Raw genomic sequence first — 13,575 nt, 5'->3', positions numbered from 1 at the left:
TGTTTTTTTCCTCCTGTCTAAGCATAAAAATTTAACAGATCAGTAAATCCTACACGGTTTTTGCTAACTCACACTATATATTCGGTATTATCATCTTATTGCTATTACCCCCCTCTATATATTTATTTCTGTTGTTTGTATCATCCTCCCTTTTATAAAATCAATATTATGCATTCTAGTGGTTTTAAGATATTTTTCGACAAATAACTGGATTATCGTTATCTTTTCTGCTATAATACCGTAAGAGACATTTGTTTCGCTTTTGTTTAATGATGTGGGGACAGCATTATACAGGTGGACATTTGTCTCTGTTTTTTTGTTTTTATCTTTTCGCAAAATATTTGCGAATGTCAAAAGCTACGGCAGTAATAATTATGATGCCTTTGATAACTTGCTGCCAGTAAGCGGAAACTCCTAGGATAACTAATCCGTTGCTTAGTACTTCGAATATTAATACGCCGGTGATGATTCCAGATACTCGACCTATGCCGCCGGAAGTGGATACGCCTCCTATGGTGCAGGCTGCTATGGCGTCAAGTTCATACATTAGGCCGTAGTTGTTTGTAGCTCCTCCGGTTCTTGCGGCAAGTAGTGCCCCGGCCAAACCGTAAAGACCGCCGGCTAGTGCATAGACTTTAACTAGTGTGGGCTCAACTTTTACTCCGGATACTTCTGCTGCACTGGGATTGCCGCCTATGGCGTATATGTATTTGCCAAATTGTGTGTGGTTATACATAAACCAAATTGCGGCTATTATTATTGCTGCTATGAGGACTAGGTTGGGTATTAGAAGCATTGAGCCGGATGCAAGGTTTGTAAAGTCGTCTCTTAGGCCTCCTATGGGCTGTGCATTGGTGTATATGCATGCAAAGCCGTATACTATTACTTGCATGCCCAGTGTGGCTATGAATGCGGGTACTTTTAGGTATGCTATTATTGTGCCGTTGATTATGCCTATGATGGTTCCTATGAGTACGGCTAGCAGTATGGGTAGTATTATGGGCAGGTCGGGCAGGTTTTCGTATATTTTGTATGCGTAGTCAGGTCGTTGCAGCAGGCTTGCGGATATGCATGCTGTAAGGGCTACAACGCGGCCTGCGGAAAGGTCTGTGCCGCGGGTGATTAGTGCTCCGCTTACTCCTAATGCTATTATCATGCGCACTGAGGATATGCGCAGTATGTTGCCTATGTTTGAAGGTGATAGGAAGTTTTTGTTGAGTATGCCTATTGTTAGGGATAATACTAGAAGTACTATGTATATGGCGTTGTTGCTTAATATGGTTTTTAGTTCGCTGGTTTGCAGGCCTGGTTTTGTTTTTGGTTTTGTAATAGCCAATTTGTTACCTCCTCTGTGTCTTCTATCTTTTGTTTATGCAAACTGCGTCGCATATTTCATTATTGTTTCTTGGTTTGCTCTTTTGCCGTCTATGAAGCCGCTGACTTTTCCTTCGCACATTACCATTATTCTGTCTGACATGCCTATGAGTTCTGGCATTTCTGAGGATATCATGATTATGCTTTTGCCTTGTCTGGTAAGGTCGGTTATTATGGTGTATATTTCGTATTTTGCTCCTACGTCTATGCCTCGGGTCGGTTCGTCTAGAATTAGAATTTCCGGTTCGGTTAGCAGCCATCTTGAGAATATTGCTTTTTGTTGGTTGCCTCCGGATAGGTATTGTATTTGGGTTTTTATTGATGGGGTTTTTATTTGTAGTTTTTTTACTGCAGCTTTTACTGCTGTGCTGCTGGTTTTTTTGTCTACTATGAAGTTGAGTTTTAGGTATTTGTGCAGTGCTGCGATTAGGACGTTTTCTTCTACGGAAAGCATGGGGAATATGCCTGTTGAGCGCCTGTCTTCGGTTAGGAGTGCCAGGCCTTTTTGTTTGGCGTCAAATGGGTGGTTTATTGTGACTTCTTTGTCTTTTATGTAGATTTTGCCTTTTGATATGTTTCTTATGCCGAAGATGGCTTCTACTAGTTCTGTCCTCTGTGCTCCTACTAGGCCGCCTATGCCTAATACTTCACCGCGTTTTAGGTCGAATGTTACGTTTTTGAATGATCTGGGGTTGATGGAGGTAAGGTTTTCTACTTTCATTATTGTTTCACCCGGTATGTTTTTGCGCGGTGGAAATCTGTGGGTGAGTTCTCTGCCTACCATTTTTGTGATTATTGTGTCGATTGTTAGTTCTTGGACAGGCCATGTGCCTATCTTTTTGCCATCTCTCATTATGGTAACTTCGTCGGATATTTCTAGGATTTCTTCGATTTTGTGGGATATGTATATTATTGCTACACCATGGGCTTTTAGGTCTTTGATTATTCTAAATAGGTTTTCTACTTCGTTTTCGGTTAGGGATGATGTGGGTTCGTCCATGATGATTATTTTCGATTTGTATGAAACGGCTTTGGCTATTTCTACTGCTTGTATTTGTGAAACTGATAGTTTTGATACTAGTGTGGTTGGGTTTATGTCTATTTTTAGTTCTTCCATTAGTGTTTTTGTGTCTTTGTACATTTTTTTGTGGTCTACGGCCGGTATGCCTATGATTTTTTTGGTGGGGAATCTGCCCAGCCAGATGTTTTCCATTACGCTTCTGTGGGGTATCGGCTGGAGTTCTTGGTGTATCATTGAGATGCCGTTTTCTATGGCGTCTTTGGCGGTTTTGAGTTCGACTGTTTTTCCGTCTAGGATTATATGGCCTTTGTCCGGGGTGTATAGGCCAAATAGGCATTTCATTAGTGTGGATTTGCCGGCTCCGTTTTCGCCTACCAGGGCGTGGACTGTGCCTGGTTTTAGTTTTAGTGTTACGTTGTCTAGTGCTTGGACTCCGGGAAAGCTTTTTGATATGTTTTGCATTTCTAGTATGTGCTCTTGTGTCATTGTTCTCACCTTTTTTTAAGTTAGATGTGGGTTTGGGGAATTTTAGGGAGTGCATGCACTCCCTAAGTTGTTTGTTGTGTTATCTGAATTGGTCCATATTTTCTTTGGTTACGGGCTGGTATGGTACCCAGCAGTATTTGCCATCGGTTAGGCCTTCAAGTTCGGGGTCTTTGCCTTTGGCTAGTGCATAGGATATTTCTAGGATTGCGTTGCCTTGACCTTTGGCATCGTTTAGTACTGTTCCCAGCAGTTTGCCGTCTGCTAGTGCGTCAAGGGCCGGTGCTGTGGCGTCTACGCCTATTACGGGCATGTATTTGTCGCCTTGGAAGTAGCCGGCGGCTTTTAGTGCTTCGATTGCTCCTAGGGCCATGTCGTCGTTGTTGGCAAATACTACTTCGATTTTGTCTCCAAAGGCGGAAAGCCATGCTGCCATTTTTTCTTGGCCCTGGGCTCTTTGCCAGTTGCCGGTGTCGCTGGCTAGTTTTTCGGTTTTTATTCCGGCTTCTTCTACGGCTTTGATGGAGTACTCGGTTCTAAGTATTGCGTCTTGGTGGCCGGGTTCTCCTTCCAGCATTACATACTGCATTATGCCGTCTCCGTTTTTGTCTGCTTCTGGATGGTTTTTCCAGTATTCTACGGCTATGCTGCCTTGCATGGTCCCTGATTCTTCGGCTTTTGCTCCTACGTAGTATAGTTTATCCCATTTGTCCATGTCTTCGGATACGGGTTCACGGTTGAAGAATACTATGGGTATGTCGGCTTTTTTGGCTTTGTCTATTATGACTGAGGCTGCGGTTCGGTCTACCATGTTTACGTCTATTATGTCGTAGCCTTGGGTTATGAATGTGTCTACTTGGTCGTTTTGGGTCGCTTGTTGGCCTTGGCCGTCTACGGCGTTGATGGTGATTTTGTCGCCTGTGGCTTTGCTCTTTTCTGCTGCGTCTTTTTCTATCGCTTGGCGTACGGTGGAGATGAAGGTGTCGTCGAATTTGTAAAGGCATAGGCCTATCTTGATTTCGCTGCCGGCTTTCTCGCCGCCTTCTGCTTGTTCGTTATCTCCTCCCGCAGGTTGACCGCCTCCTCCACAGCCAGCTAGAAGACCTATTAGAAGAACTGACATGAGAATGATTGATATGGTTTTCTTCATACTTACTTACCCCCTGATAAATAATTTTTTTTTATATAATCCAGCACCTATTAATTTAATGTGCTGCAATTATCAAAGTAGGTACAGATTATGAAAATCCATACTTCCAATAATGTTGTCTACTTCTTTTAAAACAATTCCACCCGTTACAGGGCTCAGTGCCGCTGCTGCCGAAACCGCTACGGCATATTTAATACATTCTGTAAGAGGCCAGTTGTTGGAAAGTCCTGTGGCAAATCCGGCTACCATTGCATCACCACAGCCTACGGTGTTTACAGGGCGGATTTTAGGAGGAACCGCCAAGTAGGCTTCTTTAGTCAAACCGCTTGCCACCATTACGCCTTCGGCACCTAGTGATATTGCAACGATTTCAGGACCCATGCCCACAAGTTCTTTTGCAGCAGATGCCAAGTCACCGGTATCTTTAAGCTTTCTTCCTAAAAGCAGCTCCGCTTCTGATTTATTCGGTTTTGCTAAAGTAGGAGAACTCTGTATACCTTTAGCCAAATACTCGCCGCTTGTATCGAGTATGACCTTTTTATTTGCATCTTTTGCGATAGATACGAGTTTTGCATATATATCTGTATCAATGCCCCGAGGAGCACTGCCGGAAAGCGTTATCACGTCATATTGCTTAACTGAGCTTGTGTAAAATTCTAAAAACTCATCAAGCTCTTCTTCCGATATATATGGCCCAGGCTCCAACAGTTCTGTATGAATATTTGAGGATAAATCTATAATATTGATGCAGGACCTGGTTTCACCATTTACATGTATAAACTCAAAAGGCATTTTTTGCTCTTTAAGCTGCTGCTCTATAAAGGCTCCTGAAAATCCACCGATAAATCCGGTGACACTTACGGTCTGATTCAGTGAATTCAGCACTCTTGCTACATTTAATCCCTTTCCGCCGGCAGTCGGTATTACCTCTTTTACTCTTGTCACCGTTCCGGGCTTAAAATTCTCCACGGTATATGCCTTATCTATGGATGCATTTAAGTTTACTGCAAGAATCATCTATGACTCCGCCATTTTAGTTTTAAAAAGGTTGATAATATTTACCGGCGTTGGGTCTACTCCCCGATATATCGGCGCATACAGTGTAATAAAGTCTCCGAGATATACTAGGGAAAACATGCGGCAAAGTCTGTTCGGACCTTCAGCATAAACCTGTCTTACCTTGCCCATTCTGGCAGATAACATTTCTGCGGTTATATCCTTGCGTTTTTTAATTTTAGGGCTGTCTAGTTCATCATCCCTAAGTAAAATTAAATAAAATTTTGAAATAAGGTCCTCCGGCATATCCCACCCGACGGCTTCATCATGGTGCAAGTTAGGTATGACATTATAAAATGCCATGAGTTTGCTGTTTTCGCCAAACTGATTTTTTATCCTCCAAGCTACCGAATCATAATAGTCAAGTGAGCCGTAAACCAAAGGTATGTATCCATATAGTTCCATAGCTATTTGCTTTGCCGGGTTGTCTTCAACCGGCACATCGACACCATATTTTTGTTTAAGTTCTGAAAACAAGTTTATAAGTTGTTGGATTTCATGGGTCTTATCCGATATCAGGCCAAGTTTTGACAATATTACAAGTATGGGAATAAATATGTAGCCTAAGACCCTTCTGGGATGGCCGATATCTTGCGGAACTATGAGACAGGGAATTTGATTTTCGGCACATTTGTCTTGTAAAAGCCCGCCGGCTGTAATTGCAAGCATATATGCGCCTTTTGATTTTACCTGCTCAAAAGCCGAAAGCGTTTCTTCGGTATTTCCCGAATGAGAAATCACAAAAATTAGTGAGTTTTCATCCACATAAGCCGGCACGTTATAACCCTGGTTAATTATTACCGGAATATCAAGTTCATCAAAGAGGTATGACCTCAAAAGCCCTGCGGCCACCGAAGATCCTCCACCAGTACCTAATATTACGAGTTCATGGAAATTATGCATTGGTTTTTCTATTTTGAAATTTTCAGCTATTTTTAAACCTTCCTCGAACTGCATGTCATACCTTTCCGTTGTAAGTAAAGAACTCATGCTGTCAATTTGTCTGACTTTTTTCACATCATTTAAATCAATCAATTTGCTGCCTCCTCTATGCCTTGTTATATGAACCTGCTATATGAATTTTAGATTTCACTACCTCTTTTACCGACTCTATCGCAGGTTTAAAATATTTTCTTGGGTCGGTTTCATCTGGTTTTAATGAAAAGAATTCTTTAAGTTCTGCTGCAAATGCAATTTTAATATCTGTCGCAATGTTGATTTTGCATATTCCGCACTCGACGGCTTGCTTAACATCATCTTCGGGCACGCCGGAGCATCCGTGCAAAACCAGCGGAATGCTTACAACTTTGCGGATATTTCGGATAATGTCAAAGTGAATTTTGGGAGTCCCTTTGTAAATTCCATGGGCTGTGCCTACAGCAATTGCTAATGAATCTACGCCGGTTCTTTTTACAAATTCTGCCGCCTCCATAGGGTCTGTTAGCAACTCTGTGCTCGAAGAAATATTCTCCTCAACTCCGGAAATATGGCCAAGCTCTGCCTCAACTTGGACATGCTTTTTATGTGCATAGTCTGCTACTTGCTTAACCAATGACACATTTTCTTCAAAGGGCAGCATAGAACCATCGATCATTACCGATGTATAGCCGACATCTATACACTTTATTGCAAGGTCCGCCGAATTTCCATGGTCAAGATGTAGGGCTATGGGAATGTCTGCAGCCTTTGATGCTGTTTCGGCCATGGCAGCAAGGTAATCTATGCCTGCATACTCACAGGTTCCCGGAGTTGTTTGTAATATCAACGGGCTTTGTTCTGCTTCGGCAGTTTCAACCACGGCTTTTAGCGTTTCAAGATTATGAATATTAAAAGCTGCTATTGCATACTTATTTTGTTGAGCCTTTTGCAGCATTTCTTTAGAAGATACCAGCATTATATCGCCTCCAACTTATAAAATACCCAGGTTTATCATGGCTAAAGCTGCGGCTCCGACCGTACCCGACTCGCTTTTCAGTTTGGCCGGAATAATAGGGAGTTTATTTCTCAATATTCTCATAGAATGTTCATCAAAATATTTTTGCAGTGGATTAAATAGTTTATCTCCCATTAGCGAGACGCCGCCGCCAATAATAATTACTTCAGGATTTATCAAGTGCGCAAATGTGGCAAGGCCAATCCCTAAAAACTCCGCAGTTTCGTCTATTACCAGTTGAGCAAGCTCATCGCCTTTTTCCCATGCTTGTGATAAGGTTTTTGTTGTAATTTTATCTAAATCTCCGTCAATCATTGAAGTCATCACCGTATTATGGCCTTCGAGGATGTATTTTTGTGTTCGACGGACAATTCCCGGAGCTGAAGCATACATTTCTAAACAGCCTCTATTTCCACAATTACAGTAAAGGCCATCTTTTACTATAGTAATATGGCCGATTTCACCGGCACTGAGAGAATGACCTCTATAGATTTTACCGTCAAGAATTATTCCTGAACCGATGCCGGTGCCTAATGTTATGCAGATTAAATTATCGATTCCGACACCGGCACCAAAATGCTTTTCGCCAAGAGCTGCCGTTCTTACGTCATTATCCATACATACAGGAACATCAAACTCATTTTGAAATTGTTCCAGCACAGGTATGTTTTGCCATCCTAAATTACCGGCAAAAAGGGACATGCCCTTATCTATATCAACCAGGCCCGGAATTCCCAGGCCTATTCCGACAATTTTAGAACCTGCAGCATTATTTATTAGTTTGTGAATTTCTCTTTTCATATTGCCTATCACGTATTCGGGCCCTTTTTGTGCTTCTGTTGGAATGACAGTGCTGTTTATGATTTCGCCCTTTTCATTTACCAAGGCTGAGGCAATATTCGTACCTCCTAAATCGACGCCGATAAAATACATTTTTATCCCTCCGCTTTAGACTTAAAGGATAGCTGTCATTACCACATCGGCAGCTCCCTTAACAGTGGCCACTTCACCCATATCTGAAAATTCAATTTCACACAAACTGAAACTATTCTCCAGTGACCGTGTTTTTACTGTATCTAAAATAGTATCTTCAATAAAAGCCCTTGCTCGGACTATTCCCCCTCCAATCGTCAAAAGCTCAGGGTTAAATGTGTTGATGGTGTTAGCAATACCTATACCAAGGTATCGCGCCACCTGTCTTAAAATCCTGCCGGCCAGTACATCGCCTTTTTCTGCTGCTTCATAAATAATCTCAGGGGTTATTTCATCAAGATTGCCCCCTGCCATATCTTGGGCAACTGATGACCTGCCTTCTTTAATTGATTTAACCATGGCTTTGACCAGTGCATTTTCCGAAACAAGCGACTCCAAGCATCCATAGTTGCCGCAGCTGCACAAAGGACCTCCCACGTCGATTGTTGTATGGCCGATTTCACCGGCACTGTCTCCGTGGCCGCGATAAAGTTTGCCCTCTATAAAAATGGCAGAACCCACACCGTATCCGACCTTTAAAAAGACCATGTTTTCAACGCTGCGTGCCGTGCCATAGTGAAACTCACCTATAGCCATAGCCCTTACGTCATTTTCTACAAATGTAGGAATGCCTATCTTTTCTTCTACAATGTACTTAATGGGTACATTTCGCCAGCCTAGGTTCGGTGCGAATATGGATATACCTTCTTTTGATTTTACCGGTCCGTGGACAACTACACCAATGCCAAGTATATCGGTTTTAGATTCTTGCTTTAAATCAGAGATAGTTGTAAGCATAAGCTCCAATATATCATCCTTGGGCACTTTTTGGACCGGGTATTCTCTTTCCGTTAAGACCTGTAAATCTCCATTTACAAGATAGCCCCTCAACTTATTGGAACTTATATGAATCACTACGACGTTTAAGATGTCAGGATTTACAGTAAGCAGTATAGGCCGCCTGCCACCGCTTGACTTTCCGACTTTGTATTCTACTACAAGCCCTGAATCCAGCAACTTATTTGTTATGTAAGTAATGGCAGGTGCGGTAAGGTCGGTAACCTTAGCTATAGCTGCCCGAGATATCGGCCCATAATGTCTTATTGTATTAAGAACCAAGCAGTCGTTAGCATTTGTTGTGGCTTTGAATTCATCAAGATTAAATTTTTGCATAAAATTCCCCAACTTAATTAAAATTTTTACTTCTTTGTATTATATATTCGACATTAAAGTTAAAAATCCTTCTACTTTTATTAATAACTTTATTAATTTTTTTATTAAGTAAAATTCTTAATAAAAAAAATTGCCAATAGGATTCCCCTGATTTGGCAAAAATAATGCAATAATGCCTATTGACCATGAATTTAGAAAAAGGGGGTTTTTACAGTAACATCATTATTTGGCAGCATCGAATGGTTTGAGCTACTATAAAGCATATTATTATACCTGTTATGGTCGGAACCAGAAAGGAAATAGCTGTCCATTTAAGACTTTGGGTTTCTTTATAGATGGTAAGCAGTGTGGTGCCGCAAGGAAAATGATTTAGAGAAAACAACATTGTGCATACTGCTGTAAGATAAGTCCAGCCATTATCAATTAATAGTTCCTTAAGAGCTGAAAGGGTTTCGATTTCGATTAAAGAGCCCGTTGCCATATAGCTCATTGCTATAATAGGTATGACAATTTCATTGGCAGGAAATCCTAAAATAAAGGCTAGGAGGATATATCCGTCCATCCCCAAGAGATGGCCAATGGGCTCAAGGGTTTTTCCACTCCATTTTAGAATGCTTAGATTTTCAACGGTCGTATTGGCCATCAGCCATATTATTAGCCCTGTAGGAGCGGCTACGATTACTGCACGGGCTAGTACAAACAAGGTTCTATCCAGCAGGGACCTTATTAAAATTTTTCCAACCCGGGGTTTACGGTAAGGCGGCAGCTCCAATGTAAATGTGGACGGTATGCCTTTTAAAATCGTAGCCGATAGTATCCTCGATACTGCAAGAGTTATTAATACTCCTATTATTATTGTGCCTAATAGAGCAAGGGCAGCAATTACTGTTTGGAATTTTCTGAAAGAACCTGCGATAAATATGGAAGAAAGCGCAATCAATGTGGGGAACCGGCCATTACATGGGACAAAATTGTTCGTAATTATTGCTATCAGTCTTTCTCTGGGAGAATCAATAATCCTACAGCCTATGATTCCTGCGGCATTGCATCCAAAGCCCATACACATAGTAAGGGCTTGCTTGCCATGTGCACAAGCTTTTTTAAAAAAGTTGTCTAAGTTAAAAGCCACTCTTGGTAAATATCCCAAGTCTTCAAGCAGGGTGAACAGCGGAAAGAAAATAGCCATGGGCGGCAGCATTACAGATACAACCCACGCCGATGTTCGATATACGCCTAAAACCAGTGCGCCATGAATCCATTCCGGCACACCCCACCTAAAGCAGTAATCGGTTAAAATATCCTCTATCCGAAAAAGTACCTTTGCGATAATTTCCGAAGGGTAATTTGCCCCTGAGATTGTAAGCCAAAATACAAAACCTAAAAGAGCTAACATAATCGGAATACCAAAGGTTTTTGATGTTAAAATATCATCTATTTTCCGGTCCATCTCATTATATCTCTTGTTTTCAAAGCTAACTACCATCTTGCTGATTTCCTCGGCTTTCCTTACAATTGATGAAACTATAGCATCTCTTATCTCATCTGTTCCATGGTATTTTGCTTGTAAAATCTCATTTGCTTTTTTTAATTCTTGCTTTAAGTCATCATTTTTATAAAGTCGGGATTTAAGGAAGCTGTTTATAGTGTCAAGGGTTTCCCATTCCCCTTCTATCAATCTCAATGCCACCCAGCGGCTGTCGAGTTCATCTTTTACTATATTTTGTAAATAAGGTCTTAGGTGTTCTACCGCTTCTTCAATAACTTCATCGTATTTAATTTTCAACGGCATAGCTTGTATTTGATTATCAGCAACTTTATAAACAAATTGCATCAATTCATCAATGCCTTTGCCGTCGCGGGCATTAGTCCCCACCACCGGTACGCCTAAAATTGCCGATAGTTTTTCAAAATCAATGTTTATCTTTTTTCTATCGGCTTCATCCATAAGGTTCACGCATACTACTACTTTATCCGTTATCTCCAAAACTTGAAGCACCAGATTCAAATTCCTTTCTAAACATGTGGCATCAGCGACTACTATGCATGCCTTTGGTTTTGCAAAGCAAATATAATCCCTTGCTACTTCTTCTTCCACTGAATTTGACAGTAAGGAATAAGTCCCAGGCAAGTCAACCAATAGAAATTTGTTATCAGCATAATAGTAATTTCCATAGGCCAGTGTCACTGTTTTACCCGGCCAGTTCCCCGTATGCTGGTTCAAACCTGTAATACTGTTAAATAATGTGCTTTTTCCCGTATTAGGATTACCTGCTAATGCAATTACAACACCATCTAAGACAGCATCATTCATCGAATACTCGTTTTTCAAGGCTCCAAGCCATGTAGATTGACCTGTTAAACCCATTGGTAATTCACCCCGATCTAACACATTTCTACCAGGATTTTAGATGCTTCTTCCGACCTCAAAGCAATTACAGCTCCTCGAATTTGATATGCGGTAGGGTCTCCTGACGGACTTTTTCTCAGAGCTTCAACTTGAGTTTCTTCAATTAAGCCTAAATCCAACATTCGGCGCCGTATATTGCCTTTAGCCGTAAGCTTTTTTACTCTCCCGCAACTTCCAACAGGCAAGTTATCTAATAAGATAAGGTTTTTTTCCATGTGTAAAATCCTCCCTTATAAATTATGACATATTTTTTCTCGTTCCTTAATAAGTTAGTCTAGGGAAACATTCCTTTTAAAACTAATATATGCTGTTTATCTACGCAGTGTTACAAAGGGAGGGATTTTTAATGAAAAGCGATGAGGAATTTTATACATACCGGGGATATGAGATGCTTCGGCAGGAAAATATCCCGCTGACACCCAGTATGGAAGATTATCTTGAAATGATTTACAGGACATGTAAGGCTCAAGGTTATATACGCATGACAAACTTAGCTGAACAGTTAAACGTCCAGGCTTCATCGGCTACGAAGACGGTGCAAAAGCTTACGGAAATAGGCCTGCTGGCCTATGAGAAATATGGGATAATTCAATTGACCGATAAGGGAAAACAATTGGGGAGTTTTTTCTTGAAAAGGCATAAAATCATTGAAACCTTTCTGAAGAATATAGGTGTAAAGGACGACATACTTCACCAGACAGAAATGATTGAACACCACTTGACTTTAGATACGGTAGAGAGTATCGATATTCTCAACAAATTTTTCAAAGATTATCCGGAGATTTTACAACAGTTTTTAAAATATAAAGAACATTTAAGTAAAATTTAAACCGCCATTCTCCTTGAAATACGGCGGTTTAAATTTTATTAGTTTATTTATTAAAACAGAGACATGATTTCCTCTAAGGATATGGAACCGAAATACTCTTTTAAATCCATTTTTAAAAGGACTCCTCTTATTTCCTCCTGCTTAAACCTTTGCCCTTTCAACTGTTCTTCCACTTCTGAAACATCGCCCACACTCATAAAGTCACCAAGAAACTTAATATCCGTTATAATTCCATCTTGTACATTCATGTGAGCTTGAATTTCTCCACCCTTAAAGCGGCAGGAACGGCTTAAATCAAATTCAGGAGCACTTCCGAAGTTCCAGTCCCATGTTGCATACTTTTTATTTCTTAAGCTTATGATATTTTCCATGTCTTCGGGCATAAGCGTATATTCCTTTAACTTACTGCCTTCAACCTCGAACACAAACTTGAGCAGCATTTCTTTAAATTCCGAAACCGTTATATCGGTTTTTAAATAATCTTTAATATTTGCGACACGGCTTTTTACAGACTTTATGCCTTTTGATGTGATTTTTTCCGGTTTTACATTCAGCGCTTTGCCAAGCACCGTCAAGTCCGAATCAAATAACAATGTTCCATGATGAAGTATTCGTTTTTTTGCGACATACTGAGCATTGCCGGAAATTTTTTTCCCTGCGATGATAATATCGTTCCTTCCTGAAAACTCCGCATCAATTCCCAGTTTATCAAGGGCCTTTACAATTGCCTTAGCAAATCTTTCTATGCTATTAAAATCTTCCTTTCTATAGTCTACTATGAAAGTAAAGTTGACATTACCTAAATCATGGTATACCGCACCACCTCCTGACATTCTTCGCACTACTGTTATTCCATGATTTTTAACATATTCCAGATTAACTTCTTCTATTGTGTTTTGATTTCTCCCAATAACTATAGTGGGATTGTTTTGATAAAAATAAAAATAATCATTGGACGGATCTAGGTATTTTACCGCATATTCATCCAGAGCCATATTAAAATACGGATCATTGGAATCATTTCTTATGTATAGCATCACAACTCTCCTATCTTTTTTTGATATATTAAATTATATCAGGAAGGAAAGTCGATTGACAACCTGGTTTTTAAATTGCTTTTTATTCCTGTATCGTGTATATTCAGACCTCATTAGTAAATACTAAGCATAAATATGTT

Annotated in this window: 12 protein-coding genes; 1 reads left to right on the top strand and 11 read right to left on the bottom strand. The window is 40.5% G+C overall.

Translation table 11 applies throughout. From position 1 onward, the window contains the following. Positions 1-322 precede the first annotated feature (322 nt). From mglC to TEPIRE1_RS03775, 10 genes are all read right to left on the bottom strand, one after another. Complete coding sequence (mglC, locus tag TEPIRE1_RS03820; RefSeq protein WP_013777859.1) at positions 323-1,336, bottom strand: galactose/methyl galactoside ABC transporter permease MglC; 1,014 nt, start codon at positions 1,334-1,336, stop codon at positions 323-325. A 33-nt stretch (positions 1,337-1,369) separates the two neighbouring features. Further along, the gene (locus TEPIRE1_RS03815; RefSeq protein ID WP_013777858.1) at positions 1,370-2,881 is read right to left on the bottom strand and encodes a sugar ABC transporter ATP-binding protein; all 1,512 of its coding nucleotides are present in this window, start codon (positions 2,879-2,881) and stop codon (positions 1,370-1,372) included. A gap of 79 nt (positions 2,882-2,960) precedes the next feature. Next, positions 2,961-4,028 carry a galactose ABC transporter substrate-binding protein gene (locus tag TEPIRE1_RS03810; RefSeq protein ID WP_013777857.1) on the bottom strand — a complete coding sequence of 356 codons (1,068 nt, stop codon included), beginning with the start codon at positions 4,026-4,028 and terminating at the stop codon, positions 2,961-2,963. A 72-nt stretch (positions 4,029-4,100) separates the two neighbouring features. Further along, entirely contained in the window at positions 4,101-5,045 is a 945-nt protein-coding gene (gene pfkB / locus TEPIRE1_RS03805; protein ID WP_013777856.1) for a 1-phosphofructokinase, read from the bottom strand. Then, a complete protein-coding gene (locus TEPIRE1_RS03800; RefSeq protein ID WP_013777855.1) occupies positions 5,046-6,119 on the bottom strand; it encodes a bifunctional phosphoglucose/phosphomannose isomerase in 1,074 nt (357 codons plus the stop codon). A 13-nt stretch (positions 6,120-6,132) separates the two neighbouring features. Beyond that, the gene (fba, locus tag TEPIRE1_RS03795) at positions 6,133-6,978 is read right to left on the bottom strand and encodes a class II fructose-1,6-bisphosphate aldolase (RefSeq protein WP_013777854.1); all 846 of its coding nucleotides are present in this window, start codon (positions 6,976-6,978) and stop codon (positions 6,133-6,135) included. A gap of 15 nt (positions 6,979-6,993) precedes the next feature. After that, positions 6,994-7,950: an ROK family protein gene (locus tag TEPIRE1_RS03790; RefSeq protein WP_013777853.1), complete on the bottom strand. Its 957-nt coding sequence runs from the start codon at positions 7,948-7,950 to the stop codon at positions 6,994-6,996. Positions 7,951-7,971: 21 nt separating this feature from the next. Continuing rightward, positions 7,972-9,162, bottom strand: coding sequence for an ROK family transcriptional regulator (locus tag TEPIRE1_RS03785; protein ID WP_013777852.1), 1,191 nt, complete (start codon positions 9,160-9,162; stop codon positions 7,972-7,974). 208 nt (positions 9,163-9,370) lie between these two features. After that, positions 9,371-11,527, bottom strand: a complete 2,157-nt coding sequence (feoB, locus tag TEPIRE1_RS03780) for a ferrous iron transport protein B (RefSeq protein ID WP_015295057.1) — start codon at positions 11,525-11,527, stop codon at positions 9,371-9,373. A gap of 17 nt (positions 11,528-11,544) precedes the next feature. Continuing rightward, entirely contained in the window at positions 11,545-11,784 is a 240-nt protein-coding gene (locus TEPIRE1_RS03775) for a FeoA family protein (protein WP_013777850.1), read from the bottom strand. Between the two features lie 131 nt (positions 11,785-11,915). Here TEPIRE1_RS03775 and mntR point away from each other — a divergent pair, with 131 nt between their 5' ends. Further along, positions 11,916-12,398 (top strand): transcriptional regulator MntR, encoded by a 483-nt coding sequence (mntR, locus tag TEPIRE1_RS03770; protein ID WP_013777849.1) that lies wholly within the window; start codon positions 11,916-11,918, stop codon positions 12,396-12,398. Between the two features lie 50 nt (positions 12,399-12,448). Here mntR and TEPIRE1_RS03765 read toward each other — a convergent pair whose 3' ends face one another. Next, positions 12,449-13,435, bottom strand: coding sequence for a lipoate--protein ligase (locus tag TEPIRE1_RS03765; protein ID WP_013777848.1), 987 nt, complete (start codon positions 13,433-13,435; stop codon positions 12,449-12,451). Between the last annotated feature and the right edge of the window lie 140 nt (positions 13,436-13,575).

This window comes from Tepidanaerobacter acetatoxydans Re1 (genome assembly GCF_000328765.2).
Taxonomy (GTDB): domain Bacteria; phylum Bacillota; class Thermosediminibacteria; order Thermosediminibacterales; family Tepidanaerobacteraceae; genus Tepidanaerobacter; species Tepidanaerobacter acetatoxydans.
This window is presented reverse-complemented; position numbering and strand designations above follow the sequence as displayed.

Excerpts from the sequence above, each read along its gene's own strand:
- pfkB (WP_013777856.1), bottom strand. The coding sequence starts at position 5,045 with ATGATTCTTGCAGTAAACTTAAATGCATCCATAGATAAGGCATATACC.
- mntR (WP_013777849.1), top strand. The coding sequence starts at position 11,916 with ATGAAAAGCGATGAGGAATTTTATACATACCGGGGATATGAGATGCTT.
- TEPIRE1_RS03790 (WP_013777853.1), bottom strand. The coding sequence starts at position 7,950 with ATGTATTTTATCGGCGTCGATTTAGGAGGTACGAATATTGCCTCAGCC.
- TEPIRE1_RS03785 (WP_013777852.1), bottom strand. The coding sequence starts at position 9,162 with ATGCAAAAATTTAATCTTGATGAATTCAAAGCCACAACAAATGCTAAC.
- feoB (WP_015295057.1), bottom strand. The coding sequence starts at position 11,527 with ATGGGTTTAACAGGTCAATCTACATGGCTTGGAGCCTTGAAAAACGAG.
- TEPIRE1_RS03775 (WP_013777850.1), bottom strand. The coding sequence starts at position 11,784 with ATGGAAAAAAACCTTATCTTATTAGATAACTTGCCTGTTGGAAGTTGC.
- TEPIRE1_RS03810 (WP_013777857.1), bottom strand. The coding sequence starts at position 4,028 with ATGAAGAAAACCATATCAATCATTCTCATGTCAGTTCTTCTAATAGGT.
- TEPIRE1_RS03765 (WP_013777848.1), bottom strand. The coding sequence starts at position 13,435 with ATGCTATACATAAGAAATGATTCCAATGATCCGTATTTTAATATGGCT.
- fba (WP_013777854.1), bottom strand. The coding sequence starts at position 6,978 with ATGCTGGTATCTTCTAAAGAAATGCTGCAAAAGGCTCAACAAAATAAG.
- TEPIRE1_RS03815 (WP_013777858.1), bottom strand. The coding sequence starts at position 2,881 with ATGACACAAGAGCACATACTAGAAATGCAAAACATATCAAAAAGCTTT.